General features: G+C 62.8%; 2 protein-coding genes. Both read left to right on the forward strand.

Annotated features, from left to right (window positions below):
- Window positions 1-112: 112 nt before the first annotated feature.
- The gene (locus tag HU722_RS12440; RefSeq protein WP_210172778.1) at window positions 113-11047 is read left to right on the forward strand and encodes a non-ribosomal peptide synthase/polyketide synthase; all 10935 of its coding nucleotides are present in this window, start codon (window positions 113-115) and stop codon (window positions 11045-11047) included.
- Window positions 11048-11050: 3 nt separating this feature from the next.
- Window positions 11051-18832 (forward strand): non-ribosomal peptide synthetase, encoded by a 7782-nt coding sequence (locus HU722_RS12445; RefSeq protein WP_186755385.1) that lies wholly within the window; start codon window positions 11051-11053, stop codon window positions 18830-18832.

Here is an 18832-nt window from a genome sequence, read left to right on the forward strand (position 1 = left end):
GATGACACCTCGCGCCACGCCGCCCATCCCCCGCTAATTTTTCCCTCTCCGGTTCGTTTTATAGGGACGACGTGCCTTTGTGCTTCCTGCCTATTGCTCCGGACTCCAAGAAATGAATGCTGAAGACTCCTTGAAACTTGCTCGCCGGTTTATCGGGTTGCCCCTGGAAAAGCGCCAATTGTTCCTGCAGGCCTTGCAGAAAGAAGGCGTGGATTTTTCCCGGTTTCCGATTCCGGCAGGGGTGGCAGTGGAGGATCGCCAGGCGCCGTCCTACGCGCAGCAGCGCATGTGGTTTCTATGGCAATTGGATCCCGCCAGCGGCGCCTACAACCTGCCGGGTGCGGTGCGTCTGACGGGCGCGTTGAACCTGGGCGCACTTGAGCAGGCATTCGCCAGCTTGGTCGCGCGCCACGAAACATTGCGCACGGTGTTCCAGCGCCAGGCTGATGAGCGCCTGTTGCAGGTGGCGGCGCAAACGTCGTTAAGCGTCGAGCAACTCGATCTGAGCAATCTGGCCCACGCTGAGCGCGAACAGGCCGTCAACGAAGCGGCGACCCGTCAATCGCTGCTGCCGTTCGACCTGGAAAACGGCCCGCTGCTGCGCATGCAATTGCTCAAGCTCGATGCCCAGGAACACGTATTGCTGTTGACCTTGCACCACATCGTTTCTGACGGCTGGTCGATGAACGTGCTGATCGATGAGTTCATCCGCTGCTACGACGCCCATGAGCGTGATGAAACCCCGCAATTGCCGGCCTTGCCGATCCAGTACAGCGACTACGCCCTGTGGCAACGCCGCTGGCTGGAGGCCGGCGAACAGGCTCGCCAACTGGACTACTGGCAGGCGCGCCTGGGCGATGAGCATCCGGTGCTGGAACTGCCCACGGACCGCCCGCGCCCGGCCATGCCGAGCTACCAAGGCACGCGCTATAACTTCGCAATCGGCCCGCAGTTGGCGACACAACTGCGCACTTGCGCACAAAAACACAACGTCACCCTGTTCATGCTGTTGCTCGGTGCTTTCAACGTGCTCCTGCATCGCTACACCGGGCAAGGCGACATCCGCGTTGGCGTGCCCATTGCCAACCGCAACCGGACTGAAGTCGAAGGGTTGATCGGCTTTTTCGTCAACACCCAAGTCTTGCGCACCGAATTGACCGGGCAAACCCGCATCAATGAACTGCTGCAAGGCATCAAAGAGCATGCCTTGGGTGCGCAGGCCCATCAGGATCTGCCGTTCGAGCGTCTGGTAGAAGCCCTCAAGGTCGAGCGCAGCCTGAGCCATACGCCGCTGTTCCAAGTGATGTACAACCACCAGCCGGTGGTCGCCGACATCGCAAGCGTCAGCACCGCCTCCGGCCTGGAGCTGGCGCTGGTGGAATGGCAAGGCCGCACCACCCAGTTCGACCTGACCCTCGATACCTATGAAAAGTCCGGCACACTGCACGCCGCGCTGACCTACGCCAATGACCTGTTCGACGCGTCGTCTATCCAGCGCATGGCCGCGCACTGGATCAGCCTGTTGCAGTCCATGGTGGGCGACGGTGAGCAGCGCATCGGTGAATTGCCGATGCTGGCCGCGCATGAACAGCAGGTGTTGATCCAAACCTGGAACCGGACCGACGAGGCATATCCGACTGAGCGCGGCATTCATCACCTGATCGAAGACCAGGTACGGGCCACGCCCGATGCGCCGGCGCTGGTGTTTGGCGCTGCCACGCTGACTTACGCTCAGTTGGATGCGCGTGCAAACCAACTGGCGCATGCCCTGCGCGCGAAGGGCGTTGGCCCCGACGCCCTGGTGGGGATTTGCGTCGAGCGTTCCATCGAAATGGTGGTCGGTCTGCTGGCGATTCTCAAGGCGGGTGGCGCCTACCTCCCGCTGGACCCCGAATACCCCCCGGAACGCCTGGCCTACATGGTCGAGGACAGCGGCATCCAGTTGTTGCTCAGCCAGCGTAGCCTGTTGCCGTTGCTGCCTGCCGATGGCATTCAGGTGATTGCCCTGGACCAGCCCGCCGGCTGGCTCGATGGCTACCGTACTGAATCGCCAAACGTCAGCCTGCACGCGTTGAACCTGGCCTACGTGATCTACACCTCCGGCTCCACTGGCAAGCCCAAGGGCGCCGGCAACAGCCATCGTGCGCTGGTCAATAGGCTGTGCTGGATGCAGCAGGCCTATGGCTTGGACGCCAGCGATGCGGTCCTGCAGAAAACGCCTTTCAGCTTCGACGTCTCGGTGTGGGAATTCTTCTGGCCGCTGATGACCGGTGCACGCCTGGTAGTCGCAATGCCGGGCGAACACCGCGAGCCGGCTCGTCTGATCGAGACCATCAGGCAACACCGCATCACTACGCTGCACTTCGTGCCGTCGATGCTCCAAGCGTTTATCCATGAGCCAGGTGTGCAGTCTTGCATCAGCCTGCAACGTATCGTCTGCAGCGGCGAAGCCTTGCCACTGGACGCGCAGTTGCACGTGTTCGCCAAATTGCCCCAGGCCGGGTTGTTCAATCTCTACGGCCCGACCGAAGCGGCCATCGACGTTACCCACTGGACCTGCGTCGACGAAGGCGCCGACAGCGTGCCCATTGGTCGGCCCATCGCCAACCTCGGCACCTATGTGCTCGACGCCCAGCTCAACCCTGTTCCCACGGGCGTCAGCGGCGAGCTGTACCTGGGCGGCACTGGCCTGGCGCGCAGTTACCATCGGCGGCCGGCGCTCACCGCCGAGCGTTTTGTGCCGAGCCCCTTCGGTGAAGGCGCACGCCTTTACCGCACCGGCGACCGCGTGCGCCAGCGGGCCGACGGGGTAATCGAATACCTTGGCCGCCTCGATCACCAGGTCAAGTTGCGCGGCCTGCGGATCGAGCTGGGTGAAATCGAGGCGCGCCTTATGCAGCACCCATCGGTGCGTGAAGCCGTCGTGCTGGTGCAGGGCGGCAAGCAGTTGGTGGCCTATCTAGTGTTGGAAGGCGCAGCGCCGCGCGACCTCAAGGCCTGGTTGCTCAGCAGCCTGCCGGAATACATGGTGCCCACCCACATGGTGCCCCTGGACAAGTTGCCGGTGACTGCCAACGGCAAGCTTGACCGCAAAGCCTTGCCATTGCCGGACGCCACCCCACAGCAGGCCTATGTCGCGCCGGAAAATGACCTGCAAAAAGCCTTGGCGGCGATCTGGAGTGATGTGCTTGGCACGCCGCAGATCGGCCTGGAAGACAATTTCTTCGAACTGGGCGGCGACTCGATCATCTCCATCCAGGTGGTCAGCCGTGCGCGCCAGGCGGGCATACGCCTCAGCCCGCGGGATTTGTTCCAATACCAGAGCGTGCGCAGCCTGGCGCTGGTGGCCGCCTTTGAGCAGGCAACCGTTATCGAACAAGGGCCAGTCACCGGCGAGGTGATCCTCACTCCTGTGCAGCACAGCTTCTTCGAGCAGGCGATCCCGGCGCGTGAGCATTGGAACCAGTCATTGCTGCTGACCCCGCGCGAAACCCTGGAGCCCGCGCGCCTTGCAGCAGCCTTGACCCAGTTGATCAACCACCACGACGCCCTGCGCCTGCGCTTTGTGCAACAGGCCGAAGGCTGGCAGCAAACCCATGCCGAGCCGGTGACAACCCCCGAGTTGTGGCAAGCCAACGTCGCTGACGACGCCGAGTTGGCCGCACTTTGCGATAGCGCCCAGCGCAGTCTCAATCTTGAACACGGACCACTGGTACGCGCGGTCCTGGTCGCGATGGCCGATGGTACCCAGCGCCTGCTGCTGATGATCCATCACCTAGTGGTGGATGGCGTGTCGTGGCGCATCCTGCTTGAAGATTTGCAACAGGCTTACCGCAACGCCGCACTGCCGCCCAAGACCAGCGCCTACCAGCGGTGGGCGCAGCAATTGCAGGCCCATGCGCAGACGCTGGACGACCAACTGCCGTATTGGCAGGCACAGACTGCGAGCGCCGACTTGCCGTGCGACAACCCTCAGGGTGGCCTGCAGAACCGTCTGGGCAGCAAGCTGGAAATCCGCCTCAGTGCCGATTACACACGCCAACTCCTGCAAGACGCCCCGGCGGCCTATCGCACCCAGGTCAACGACCTGTTGCTGACCGCACTGGCGCGCGTCATCAGCCGTTGGAGCGAGCAACCCGCCGCACTGATCCAACTGGAAGGGCATGGCCGCGAAGACCTGTTCGACACAGTCGACCTGAGCCGCACGGTTGGCTGGTTCACCAGCTTATTTCCCGTACGCCTGCAAGCCGACGGCGAACTGTCGAGTGCGATCAAGTCGGTGAAGGAGCAGCTGCGCGCCGTGCCGCACAAAGGAATCGGCTACGGCCTGTTGCGCTACCTTGGCGCGCCTGACGCCCGCGAGGCCTTGTCAGGCCTGGCCGCGCCGCGCATCACCTTCAACTACCTGGGCCAGTTCGACCGCCAGTTCAACGAATCGGCGCTGTTCGTTCCGGCGACCCAGGGCAGCGGCCAGGCCCAGGACCCTGAAGCGCCGTTGGCCAACTGGCTGACGGTGGAAGGGCAGGTGTACGGCGGTGAATTGGCCCTGCAGTGGGGCTTCAGCCGCGAGATGTTTGAGGTGTCGACCATTCAGCGCCTGGTGGATGACTACCAGCAGGAGCTGCTGGCGCTGATCGAACATTGCGTCGACCCGCAACAGGGCGGCCTGACCCCCGCCGACGTGCCGTTGACCCGCCTGACCCAGCCACAGTTGGACGATTTGGCCTTGCCATGCCGGGGCGTGCAGGACCTGTATCCGCTGTCGCCCATGCAACAAGGCATGCTGTTTCACAGCCTGTACCAGCAGGGGCAGGACGACATTTACGTCAGCCAATTACGCGCTGATATCCAGGGCCTGGATGTGCCACGTTTCCAACGTGCCTGGGCGCAGGTGCTGGCGCGGCATGACATGCTGCGCACCGGGTTTGTCTGGCAGGACGCGCAGACGCAGCCGTTGCAAGCGGTCTACCGCGATGCCGTGTTGCCGTTCGCCGAATACGACTGGCAGGCGCGCCCCGACCAGCAAGCGGCACTCGACGCATTGAGCGAGGCCACACGGGCACAAGGGTTTGTGCTGGAACGGGCGCCGCTGCTGAGCCTGAAACTGGTGCGTACCGGTGCCGAGCGTTTTCATCTGATCTATACCAACCACCACATCCTGCTGGACGGTTGGAGCCGTGCCCAGCTGTTTGGCGAAGTCTTGCAGCATTACGCCGGCCAGCCGTTGCCGGCGATCCAGGGGCATTACCGCGACTATATCGCCTGGTTGCAGGCGCAGGATGTGGCGGCCAGCGAGGTGTTCTGGAAAAGCCAATTGGCGGCGCTGCAAACGCCGACGCGTCTGGCGCGTGGCGTATCGACGCATCCTTCGTCGAGCAAAGGCACGCTGCATCTGGCCCTCGATCAGGCGCAGACCGCGCAACTCAGGGCATTTGCCCTGGCGCACAAGGTCACCCTCAATACCGTGGTTCAAGCCGCCTGGCTACTATTGCTGCAACGTCAGACCGGCCAGGACACGGTCGCCTTCGGCGCCACCGTTTCCGGTCGGCCAGCGGGGTTGCAGGGCATCGAGCAGCAGGTCGGCTTGTTTATTAACACCTTGCCGATCATCGCCACGCCCAGCCCGCAGCTGTGGGTCGGCGAATGGTTGCAGCAGTTGCAAGAACTGAACCTGAGCCTGCGCGAGCACGAACACACACCGCTGTTCGATATCCAGCGCTGGGCCGACACGGGCGGTACGGCATTATTCGACACCCTCCTGGTCGTTGAAAACTACCCGGTCTCTGCGGCATTGGCACAGGGCGCGCCGGCCGGGCTGGCGTTCAGCAACGTGCAAAATATCGAGCAGACGCACTATGCATTAACCGTGCTGTTGGGTGCAGGTGCAGCGCTGGAATTCGAATTCAGCTTCGATACAGAACTGTTCGGCGAGGGCGAGATTCGCCAACTGGCCGAGTACTACCAGCACCTGCTGCACAGTTTGAGCGGTGCGGCCGAGCAACGCCTGGGCGATCTACCGACCCTGGCGGACGCTGTGCGCCAACACGTGGTCTACGACTGGAATGCCACTGCGCGCGATTACCCGTTGCACCGCAGCGTGCATCAGTTGATCGAAGAGCAGGCCGCGCGCACGCCGGATGCACCTGCGCTGGTCTTCGCGCAGCAGCGTTTGAATTATGCGCAGTTGAACCGCCGCGCCAATCGCCTGGCCCATCGCTTGATCGAAGCGGGGGTGGGCCCGGACGTGTTGGTGGGCCTGGCTGTGGAACGCTCTATCGACATGGTGGTGGGCTTGCTCGCCGTCCTCAAGGCCGGTGGCGCCTATGTGCCGCTGGACCCGGAATACCCGCGTGAGCGCCTGGCCTACATGCTCGACGACAGCGGCGTAAAGTTGCTGTTGACCCAGGCCCATCTGCTTGAGCAATTGCCGCTTCCGCCCGGTGTCGAGAGCCTGGTACTGAGTGACGCGGGGTTCGACGCTTACAGCGAAGCCAATCCAGACGTTGCACTGGATGGCGAAAACCTCGCCTATGTGATCTACACCTCAGGCTCCACCGGGCAACCCAAAGGCGCCGGTAATCGGCACTCGGCATTGGCCAACCGCTTGCAATGGATGCAGGAAGCCTATGCACTGGACGCCAGCGACAGCGTGTTGCAAAAGACCCCGTTCAGCTTTGACGTGTCGGTGTGGGAGTTTTTCTGGCCGTTGATGACCGGCGCGCGCCTGGTGGTCGCGGCGCCTGGCGATCACCGTGATCCGGCCAGGCTGATCCACCTGATCAATCAAGCGCAAGTCACCACGCTGCACTTTGTCCCGTCGATGTTGCAGGCGTTCCTGCAGGATCCGACGGTATCGAGCTGCCAGTGCCTGCAACGCATCGTGTGCAGCGGCGAAGCGCTGCCGATTGATGCCCAGCAGCAAGTCTTCGCCAAGCTGCCCGAAGCCAGGCTCTTCAACCTGTACGGTCCGACCGAAGCGGCCATCGATGTGACCCACTGGACATGTGTCGATGAAGGCTGCGATGCGGTACCGATTGGACGCCCGATTGCCAACCTCGGTTGCTACATCCTTGACAGCAACTTCGCGCCCGTCCCGGTCGGTGTGCTGGGCGAGCTGTACCTGGGCGGTATTGGCCTGGCCCGTGGTTATCACCGTCGGCCGGCACTCACGGCCGAGCGCTTTATCGCGCACCCATTCGTCAAAGGCGAACGCCTGTACCGCACCGGCGACCTGGCACGCTACCGTGAAGACGGCGTGATCGAGTACGCCGGGCGTATCGACCATCAAGTCAAGCTGCGCGGCCAGCGCATCGAGCTGGGTGAAATCGAAGCGCGCCTGCTGGAACACGACTGGGTCCGCGAGACGGCGGTGTTGGCGGTAGGCGGCCAATCCTTGGTGGGCTATCTGGTGCTGCAAAACGCGGGTGATGATTGGCGCGATGTATTGAGCGCCCACCTGGCCCAGCACCTGCCGGACTACATGATACCGGCGCAGTGGATGCTGCTGGCACAGATGCCCCTGAGCCCGAATGGCAAGCTGGACCGCAAGGCGTTGCCTTCGGTCGACGTGCAAACCCGTGAATACGTGGCGCCGCACACTGAACTGGAACGCCGGGTCGCCGCCATTTGGGCCGAGGTATTGGGCGTGGAACAGGTCGGCCTGAATGACCATTTCTTTGAGCTGGGCGGACACTCCCTGTTAGCCACCCAAGCCATATCGCGCACTCGCCATGGTCTTGGCCTGGATGTCGGGTTGAAGGCACTGTTCGACCAGCCGGTCCTCGGTCGCTTCGTGGAGGCGTTGACTGACGCCAGGGTTGAAACCAGCCCGATAGCGCGGGCCGAGCGCAACCAGCCATTGGCGCTGTCCTACGCTCAGGAACGCCAGTGGTTCCTCTGGCAACTGGACCCGCACAGCGCGGCCTATCACGTGCCCAGCGCACTACGCCTCAAGGGGCAACTGGATCACATCACGTTGCAGCGCGCTTTCGACACCCTGGTCGCACGCCATGAAAGCCTGCGTACTCATTTGCAGCAGGATGCTGACCGTACGGTGCAAGTGGTCAGCCCTGAACTACGCATTGAAATCAGCTTGGCCGAAGCGAATGAGGCGAACCTGAAGGCGTTGGTAGAAGCCCGCATCACCCAGCCGTTCGACTTGCGCCAGGGCCCGCTGATGCGCGTCAGCCTGCTGCGCCTGGCCGCGGATGAGCATGTGCTGGTGCTGGTGCAGCACCACATCATTTCCGATGGCTGGTCGATGCAAGTGATGGTCGATGAATGGGTACAGCTCTACACCGCCTATAGCCAGGGGCAGCCGCTGCAACTGCCGGCGCTGCCGATCCAGTACGCCGACTACGCCGCGTGGCAACGCCAGTGGATGGAAGCGGGGGAGACCGCGCGTCAACTTGACTATTGGCGTGAACTGCTCGGCGGCGAACAACCGGTGCTTGAGCTGCCATTCGATCACCAGCGGCCCGCGGTGCCGACTCATCGCGGGGCACGGCTGAACATGCCATTGCCTGCGGCGCTGCTCGACAGCCTCAAGGCCCTGGCCCAGCGCGAAGGCGTGACGTTGTTCATGCTGTTGCTGGCGTCCTACCAGGCGTTGTTGCATCGCTACAGCGGCCAGCAGGATATTCGCGTGGGTGTGCCGATCGCCAACCGTAACCGGGTCGAAACCGAGCGGCTGATCGGTTTCTTCGTCAATACCCAGGTGCTCAAGGCCGATATCGACGGGCAGACCACCGTTGCCCAGTTGCTCGCTCAGGTCAAGCAGCGTGCGCTGCAAGCCCAGGCTCATCAGGACTTGCCGTTCGAGCAATTGGTGGAAGCGCTGCAACCGGAGCGCAGCCTGAGCTTGAGCCCGTTGTTCCAGGTCGCGTTCAACCACCATGTCAGCCTGGCGGGCGGGCATCTGCGGCGCCTGGAACAGCTGCAGATCAGTCCGGTCAGCTGGGATGAGGCGGTTGCGCAGTTTGACTTGACCCTCGATATCGAAGAGTCCCAGGACGCATTGCGCGCCTCGCTGAGCTACGCCACTGACCTGTTCGACGCTGCCACCATTGAGCGCATGGCGCGGCATTGGCAGAACCTCTTGCAGGCGATGGTTGCCGATCAGCAACAGAACATTGGTCAGTTGAACCTGCTGGACCGTGACGAGCAACAGCACATTCTCCAACTGTGGGATCGCACCGACTCTGGCTTCCCGGCCACGCGCCTGGTCCATGAACTGTTCGCCGACCGCGCGGCTGAAAACCCCAATGCGGTGGCGGTGAAGTTCGATGCGCAAACCCTGAGCTATGGCCAGCTGGACAGCCAGGCCAACCGCCTCGCACATGCCTTGATCGCTCGAGGCGTCGGCCCGGAAGTGCGCGTGGCGATTGCCATGCCGCGCAGTGCCGAGAGCATGGTGGCGTTTCTTGCGGTGATGAAAGCCGGTGGCGTGTATGTGCCGCTGGATATCGAATACCCGCGTGATCGCCTGCTTTACATGATGCAAGACAGCCGTGCGCAATTGTTGCTGACGCACACCCGTGCCTTGCAGCAACTGCCGATCCCCGACGGCCTGGATAGCCTGGCGATTGATCGCACCGAAGACTGGAGCGATTACAGCGATACCGCACCGCACGTCGAATTGGATGGCGACAACCTGGCGTACGTCATCTACACCTCCGGCTCCACGGGCATGCCGAAGGGCGTGGCCGTCTCCCACGGCCCATTGGTGGCGCACATTATCGCGACCGGCGAGCGCTACGAAACCAGCCCGGCGGACTGCGAACTGCACTTCATGTCATTCGCTTTCGACGGCGCCCACGAAGGCTGGATGCACCCACTGATCAACGGTGCCAGCGTGCTGATCCGTGACGACAGCCTGTGGCTGCCCGAATACACCTACGAACAAATGCACCGCCATAACGTGACCATGGCCGTGTTCCCGCCGGTGTACCTGCAACAGCTGGCCGAACACGCTGAACGCGACGGCAACCCACCGGCTGTTCGTGTGTACTGCTTCGGCGGTGATGCCGTCGCCCAAGCTAGTTACGACCTGGCGTGGCGGGCACTCAAGCCGACCTACCTATTCAATGGCTACGGCCCCACCGAAACCGTGGTCACGCCGTTGCTGTGGAAGGCCCGCAAAGGCGACCCATGCGGCGCCGTCTACGCGCCAATCGGCACACTATTGGGCAATCGCAGCGGCTATGTTCTGGACTCGCAACTCAACCTGCAACCCATTGGCGTGGCGGGCGAGTTGTACCTGGGCGGCGAGGGCGTAGCCCGGGGGTACCTGGAGCGTCCGGCACTCACCGCCGAACGTTTTGTGCCGGATCCATTCGGCAAACCCGGCAGCCGTGTGTATCGCAGTGGCGACCTGACCCGTGGCCGTCCGGATGGCGTGGTGGATTACCTTGGTCGTGTCGACCATCAGGTGAAAATCCGTGGCTTCCGCATCGAGCTGGGTGAAATCGAAGCCCGACTGCGCGAGCAGGACAGCGTCGGCGAAACCGTTGTAGTCGCCCAAGACGGCCCGACCGGTAAGCAACTGGTCGCCTATGTGGTTCCGGCAGACGCCACCCTGGCCGACCAGGCCGAGTTCCGCGACAGCCTGCGCCGCGCCCTGAAAACCCGCCTGCCGGACTACATGGTGCCAGCGCACTTCATGTTCCTGGCGCAGATGCCACTGACCCCCAATGGCAAGCTCGATCGCAAGGGCCTGCCCGAACCGGATGCGAGCCTCATGCAGCAGGCTTATGTGGCCCCGGAAACCGAGCTGGAACAGCAGATCGCCGCGATCTGGGCCGACGTGCTGCGCCTGCCGCAGGTGGGCCTGAACGACAACTTCTTCGAGGTGGGCGGCCATTCCCTGCTGGCGATCCAGATCACCTCGCGGGTCCAGGCCGAACTGGGCTTGGAAGTGCCGTTGGTGGAAGTGTTCCAGACTGAAACGCTGCGTGCCTATGTGCAGGCCGCCGCCACCTTCCGCGCCGGCAGTGCGGAAGATTTTGATGATCTTCGTGACTTTTTGAGCGAACTAGAGGCGATTTGAACCATGCTTTCCAACCCTAATATCGATCTGGTTTCACGCTTTCTTCGCCTGCCTCTGGAACAGCGCCAGCAATTTTACCAACGCCTGCAAAGCCGGGGCATGAGCTTCGCGCAATTGCCGATTGCTTCGATCCGCGAGGACGGCCAGCACCTGCCGCTGTCCTACGCCCAGGAACGCCAGTGGTTTCTCTGGCAGTTGGACCCGGACAGCGCCGCCTATCACGTCCCCGGCGCCCTGCGCCTGAGCGGACGCCTGGACAAGGCCGCCCTGCAACGCAGTTTCGACACGCTCGTGGCACGTCACGAAAGCCTGCGCACTCGCTTGCACTTGGACGGCGAGCAGCGCGCCCAGGAAGTGCTGGCTCATGCACAGGTCAAGATCGCCGAAAGCGCGGTTGATGAAGCCCACCTCAAGGCGCAGGTTGAAGCCGAAATCGCGCGTCCCTTCGATTTGCAGCAAGGTCCTCTGCTGCGGGTCAGCTTGCTCGCGGTGAGTGAAGACGAGCACGTGCTGGTGCTGGTGCAGCACCATATCGTCTCCGATGGTTGGTCGATGGGCGTGATGGTGAAGGAGCTGATGCAGCTCTACGCCGCCTACAGCCAGGGCCAGGATTGTGTGTTGGCGCCGCTGCCGATCCAGTACGCCGACTACGCGCTGTGGCAGCGCAGTTGGATGGAAGCGGGGGAGAAAGCCCGTCAACTCGGATACTGGCGTGAACTGCTCAGCGGCACGCAGCCGGTGTTGGAGTTGCCCTTCGACCAGCCGCGCCCGGCGCAGCAAAGCTTCCGTGGCGCACGCCAGGACATCGCGCTGGAGCCGGCATTGGTCGCAGGGTTGAAGGCCCTGGCCCAGCGCGAAGGCGTGACGATGTTCATGCTGCTGCTGGCCTCGTTCCAGGCGTTTTTGTACCGCTACAGCGGCCAGCAGGATATTCGCGTCGGCGTGCCGATCGCCAACCGCAACCGCGTCGAGACCGAATCGCTGATCGGTTTCTTCGTCAATACCCAGGTACTCAAGGCCGACCTCGATGGCCAGATGAGCTTCGCCCAGTTGCTGCAGCACACCAAGCGCCGCGCGCTGGAAGCCCAGGCCCATCAGGACTTGCCCTTCGAGCAATTGGTCGAGGCGCTGCAACCGGAGCGTAGCCTGAGCCATAACCCGCTGTTCCAGGTGATGTTCAATCACCAGGCCCACTCGCACACTGCCGCGCAGCAATTGCCAGGCCTGCGCGTAGCCAACCTGGAATGGGACAGCCACAGCGCCCAGTTCGATCTGAGCCTGGATACCCAGGAAAGCGGCGAGGGCATCTGGGCTTCGCTGACCTACGCTACCGACCTGTTCAACGCGGCTACCGTTGCGCGCATGGGCGAACACTGGCTGAGCCTGTTGCGTGCCGCTGTAGCGAATAGCGCATTGCCTTTGCAGGACCTGGCGATGCTCAACGCCCATGAGCGCGAGCAAATCCTGCACCAGTGGAACGCCACCGAGCGTGACTACCCGCGAGGGCAGTGGGTGCATCATCTGTTCGAAGCGCGGGCCCTGGCACAACCGGATGCACCGGCGTTGCGCTTCAGCGACGTGTCCCTGAGCTATGCCGAATTGAATCGTCGCGCCAACCGCCTGGCCTATCGCCTGATCGAAGCCGGTGTAGGCCCGGACGTGTTGGTGGGGCTGGCTGTGGAGCGCTCCATCGAAATGGTGGTGAGCTTGTTTGCCATCCTCAAGGCCGGTGGCGCCTATGTGCCGCTGGATCCGGAATACCCGCGTGAGCGTTTGGCCTACATGCTGGAAGACAGTGGCGTGAAACTGCTGCTGACCCAGGCACATTTGCATGAACAGTTGCCCATTCCCCAAGGGCTGGAAACCCTGGTGTTGGGCGAGTCCACCTACGAAGGCTACAGCGATGCCAACCCAGGCATCGCTGTGGACGGCGAAAACCTCGCCTACGTGATCTACACCTCAGGCTCCACCGGCCAACCGAAAGGTGCAGGTAACCGTCATTCGGCGTTGCTGAATCGCCTGCAATGGATGCAGGAAGCCTATGGCCTTGACGCCAGCGACACCGTGCTGCAAAAGACCCCGTTCAGCTTTGACGTGTCGGTGTGGGAGTTCTTCTGGCCGCTGATGACCGGCGCGCGCCTTGTGGTCGCGGCCCCTGGCGATCACCGTGATCCGGCCAGGCTGATCCACCTGATCAATCAAGAGCAGGTCAGCACGCTGCACTTTGTGCCGTCGATGTTGCAGGCGTTCTTGCAGGATCCGGCGGTGTCGACCTGCCAAAGCCTGCAACGCATCGTGTGCAGTGGTGAGGCATTGCCGGTGGATGCGCAGCAACACGTCTTCGCCAAGCTGCCGCAGGCCGGGCTTTACAACCTGTACGGCCCGACCGAAGCCGCCATCGATGTGACCCACTGGACCTGCATCGATGAAGGCCGCGACGCCGTACCGATTGGCCGTCCGATTGCCAACCTCGGCTGCTACATCCTCGATAGCCATTTCGAACCGGTCCCGGTCGGCGTGCTGGGCGAACTGTACCTGGGCGGCATCGGCCTGGCCCGTGGTTACCACCGCCGCCCGGGGCTGACTGCCGAACGTTTTGTCGCCCATCCTTTCATCAAGGGCGAGCGCCTGTACCGCACCGGCGACCTGGCGCGCTACCGCGAAGACGGCGTGATCGAATACGCCGGGCGTATCGACCATCAAGTCAAACTGCGTGGCCTGCGCATCGAGTTGGGTGAAATCGAAGCGCGCCTGCTGGAACACGATTGGGTGCGTGAAACTGCCGTGCTGGCAGTCGACGGTAAATATCTGGTGGGCTACCTGGTGCTGCAAAACGCCGGCGATGACTGGCGTGACGTGTTGAGTGCCCATCTGGCCCAACATTTGCCGGACTACATGGTACCTGCGCAATGGCTGCTGCTGGAGCAGATGCCCCTGAGCCCCAACGGCAAGCTGGACCGCAAAGCCCTGCCCAAACCCGAAACCACTCACCACTACGAAGCCCCGCAAAATGGCCTGGAACAGCGGATCGCCGCGATCTGGGCTGAGGTGCTTGGCGTGGAACAGGTCGGTTCGAACGACAACTTCTTCGAGCGTGGCGGTGACTCGATCATCTCCATTCAAGTGGTCAGCCGCGCCCGTGCCGCCGGTATCCACTTCACCGCCAAGGCGCTGTTCCAGCACCAGACGGTGCGCAGCCTGGCCCGCGTGGCGCAGTTGCAGACGGCACAGGTGATTGACCAGGGGCCGGTGCAGGGCGAGACGCCGTTGTTGCCGTTCCAGCAGTTGTTCTTCGAGAGGGAACTGCCGGACCGCCACCACTGGAACCAATCCCTGCTGCTGACCCCCCGCCAGCCCATTCGTGGCGAGCAGTTGGACGCTGCGCTGCAAGCACTCATCCAGCATCATGATGTACTGCGCCTGAGCTTCAGCCAGCAGACCGAAGGCTGGACTGCACGGCATGACGCGCAGCCCGCGACCCTGCTGTGGCAGGCAAGCGTGCAAGATGCCGCCGAACTGCACACCCTGTGCGAGCGTGCCCAGCGCAGCCTCGACCTGCAACAGGGCCACGTGTTACGCGCGGTACTCGTAGATATGGCGGACGGTTCGCAGCGCTTGCTGTTGGTGATGCACCATCTGGTGGTGGACGGCGTGTCCTGGCGGGTGTTCCTCGAAGACCTGCAAAGCCTGTATCGCCACCAACAGTTGCCGGCCAAGACCTCGTCGTTCAAGGCCTGGGCCGAGCGGTTGCAGGCCCATGCGCGCAGTGAAGCGGTGCAACCGGAAAAAGCGTTCTGGCTGCAACAACTCCAGGGCGTGTCTACCGACTTGCCATGCCGTGATCCACACGGCGCGCGCCCTGGTCGACTGGCCCAGACCGTGGTCAGCCGACTGGATGCCGAGCGCACCCGGCAATTGCTGCAACAGGCGCCCACGGCTTATCGCACCCAAATCAACGACCTGCTGCTGACGGCATTGGCGCGTGTCATCTGCCAATGGAGCGGGCAGGCCTCCAGCCTGATACAGCTGGAAGGTCATGGCCGTGAAGACCTGTTCGACGACATCGACCTGACCCGCACCCTGGGGTGGTTTACCAGCCTGTTCCCGGTGCGCCTGACGCCGGCCGAATCCCTCGCCACTTCGATCAAGCAAATCAAGGAACAGCTGCGCGCCGTACCGGACAAAGGCCTGGGCTTCGGCGCACTGCGCTACCTGGGCGATGACGCCACGCGCCAGGCGTTCAGCCAGTTGCCGGTGCCGCGCATTACCTTCAACTACCTGGGCCAGTTCGACGGCAGTTTCGATCAGCAGGACGGTCTGTTCACTCCCGCTGCGGAAAACCCCGGCGCCGAACAAAGCCCGGAGGCCCCATTGGGTAACTGGTTGACCCTGAACGGCCAGGTGTACGGCGGTGAATTGCAAATGGGTTGGACCTTCAGCCCGCTGATGTTTGATGCGCCGCAGATCGAAGCCCTGAGCCAGGCTTTTATCCGCGAATTGACCGCGTTGGTCGAACATTGCTGCACCCCTGGCAACAGTGGCGTGACGGCCTCCGATTTCCCGCTGTCGCGCCTGAACCAGCAGCAGCTTGAATCCTTGCCGCTGGCCGCAGATGCCATTGAAGACATCTACACCTTGTCGCCCATGCAGCAAGGCATGTTGTTTCACACCCTCTACGAACAGGCGGCCGGCGACTACATCAACCAGATCCGCGTGACGGCAGACGGCCTGGATGTGGCGCGGTTCCAGCGGGCCTGGGACGCTACGGTGCAAGCCCACGACGTGCTGCGCAGTGGGTTCTTCTGGCAGGGCCAACTGGAATGGCCATGCCAGGTGGTGTACCGCGAGGCCCGGTTGCCGATCGAGCACCTCGATTGGCGGGCCATGCCGGAGCGTGAGCTGGAACTGCAAAATCTCCAGCAAGCCGAGCGTCGCCAGGGTTTTGACCTGGCCAAGGCACCCCTTGTACGCCTGGTGCTGGTGCGCACCGACGAGCAACGCCATGAGCTGATCTACACCCATCATCACATCCTCATGGACGGTTGGAGCAATTCGCGGCTGTTCGGTGAAGTGCTGCAACGTTACGCCGGCGTAGAGGTGCCTGAAACGGCCGGACGCTATCGTGATTACATAGGCTGGTTGCAGCAGCGGGATGCAGCGGCGACCGAAACCTTCTGGCGCGAGCAACTGAGTGCGCTGCAAGCACCGACCCGCCTGGGCAGCAGCCAGCCAATGACGGTAGACGGGCAGGGTGAACACCGACTGAGCCTGGATCGCCAACTGACGGCACGCCTTGAATCTTTCGCACGCAGCATCAAGGTCACCCTCAACACGCTGATCCAGGCGGCGTGGTTAATCCTGCTGCAACGCCACAGCGGGCAATCGGTGGTGTCCTTCGGTGCTACCGTGGCCGGGCGCCCGGCAGAACTGGCGGGCGTGGAGCAGCAGATCGGGCTGTTCATCAACACCTTGCCAGTGATTTGCGCGGTGGATAGCCAGCAGCCGGTGGCGGACTGGTTGCAAGCGGTGCAGGCGCAGAACCTGGCCCTGCGTGAGCATGAGCACACCGGCCTCTACGACATCCAGCGCTGGGCCGGGCAGGGCGGTGAAGCCTTGTTCGATAGCATCCTGGTGTTCGAAAACTACCCGGTGTCCAAGGCCCTGGAACAAAGCGGCGGCAGCGGTATCCGTTTTGGCCTGCCGGACTCCCGCGAGCAAACCAGCTTCCCGCTGACGGTACTGGTGGACGTCGGTGACACGCTGTCGGTGCAGTTCAGCTTTGCCCGCGCGCATTTCGGCGCAGGCGCGGTGCACACCTATGGCCGCCATCTGCTCAATCTGCTGCAAAGCATGCTCCAGGGTGGCGAGCAACGTCTGGGCGAGCTGGCGATGCTGGATGTGGCCGAGCGTCAGCAGGTGGTACAGGACTGGAACGCCACTGCACGGGACTACCCGTTGCAGCAATGCGTGCATCAATTGATTGAACAGCAGGTAGCCCGCACGCCGGAAGCAGCGGCCCTGGTGTTTGCCGAGCAGCGCTTGAGCTATGCCGAGTTGAATCGCCGTGCCAACCGCCTGGCGCATCGACTGATTGAAGCGGGCGTAGGCCCCGACGTGCTGGTGGGACTGGCGGTGGAGCGCTCTGTCGAAATGGTGGTGGGCCTGCTGGCGGTGCTCAAGGCGGGTGGTGCTTATGTGCCGCTGGACCCTGAATACCCGCGTGAGCGCCTGGCCTACATGCTTGAGGACAGCGGCGTGAAACTGCTGCTGACCCAGGCGCACTTGCTTGAGCAACTGCCGATTCCGGATGGGCTGGACAGCCTGGTGCTGGGTGCAACCGGGTTCGACGGCTACAGCGACGCTAACCCCGGGGTGGCGCTGGACGGTGAAAACCTCGCCTACGTGATCTACACCTCCGGTTCCACTGGCCAACCCAAAGGTGCCGGCAACCGTCATTGCGCCCTGACCAATCGCCTGCAATGGATGCAGGAGGCCTATGGCCTGGATGTCAGTGACAGCGTGCTGCAAAAGACCCCGTTCAGCTTCGACGTGTCGGTGTGGGAGTTTTTCTGGCCGCTGATGACTGGCTCGCGCCTGGTGGTCGCGGCGCCTGGCGATCACCGTGATCCGGCCAAGCTGATCAACCTGATCAACAAGGAACAGGTCACTACGCTGCACTTTGTACCGTCGATGTTACAGGCGTTCCTGCAGGATCCGATGGTTGCAACCTGTCATACCCTGCACCGTGTTGTGTGCAGCGGCGAAGCCCTGCCGGTGGACGCGCAGCAGCAGGTATTTGCCAAGCTGCCGCAAGCCGGGCTCTACAACCTGTACGGCCCGACCGAAGCCGCCATCGATGTGACCCACTGGACCTGCGTGGATGAAGGCCGCGATGCGGTGCCGATTGGCCGTCCGATTGCCAACCTTGGGTGCTACATCCTCGACAGTAACGTTGAACCGGTCTCGGTCGGCGTGCTGGGCGAGCTGTACCTGGGCGGCATCGGCCTGGCCCGTGGTTACCACCGCCGCCCGGGGCTGACTGCCGAACGTTTTGTCGCCCATCCTTTCATCCAGGGCGAGCGCCTGTACCGTACCGGCGACCTGGCGCGCTATCGCGAGGATGGCGTGATCGAATACGCCGGGCGTGTCGACCATCAAGTCAAGCTGCGCGGCCTGCGCATCGAGTTGGGCGAAATCGAAGCGCGCCTGCTGGAACACGACTGGGTGCGCGAGGCTGCCGTGCTGGCGGTCGATAGCAAATACCTGGTGGGTTATCTGGTGCTCCAAAACACCGACGATGACTGGCGTGACGTGCTCAGCGCTCACCTGGCCCAACACCTGCCGGACTACATGGTCCCGGCCCAGTGGATGCTGCTGGAGCAAATGCCCCTGAGCCCCAACGGCAAGCTCGACCGCAAAGCCCTGCCAGCCGTGGACGCGAGCCTGCAAGCGCGGGAATACGTCGCGCCGCACAGCGAGCTGGAACAGCAGATCGCCGCAATCTGGGCTGAGGTGTTGGAAGTAGAGCGGGTGGGGATGAACGACAACTTCTTCGAACTGGGCGGGCATTCCCTGCTGGCAACCCAGGTGGTGGTGCGCCTGCGCGAGCAATTGCATGCCGAGTTCGACGTCAAATCGATCTTCACCACCCCGACCCTGGCCGATTTCAGCGCGCATGTGGCGGCCCGGCAGACAAATAATTCGCCGGTGCAGGACGCATTGGCTAAATCCTTGGAGGCCCTCAAACGTCTATCAGCAGAAGATTTGGATAAATTGATTTCCTGA

The sequence above is a fragment of the Pseudomonas tritici genome (assembly GCF_014268275.3).
In the GTDB taxonomy this organism is placed as follows: domain Bacteria; phylum Pseudomonadota; class Gammaproteobacteria; order Pseudomonadales; family Pseudomonadaceae; genus Aquipseudomonas; species Aquipseudomonas tritici.

What these genes read in the sequence shown, in the direction of transcription:
- HU722_RS12440 (WP_210172778.1), top strand. Translation starts at nt 113, where the DNA reads ATGAATGCTGAAGACTCCTTGAAACTTGCTCGCCGGTTTATCGGGTTG.
- HU722_RS12445 (WP_186755385.1), top strand. Translation starts at nt 11,051, where the DNA reads ATGCTTTCCAACCCTAATATCGATCTGGTTTCACGCTTTCTTCGCCTG.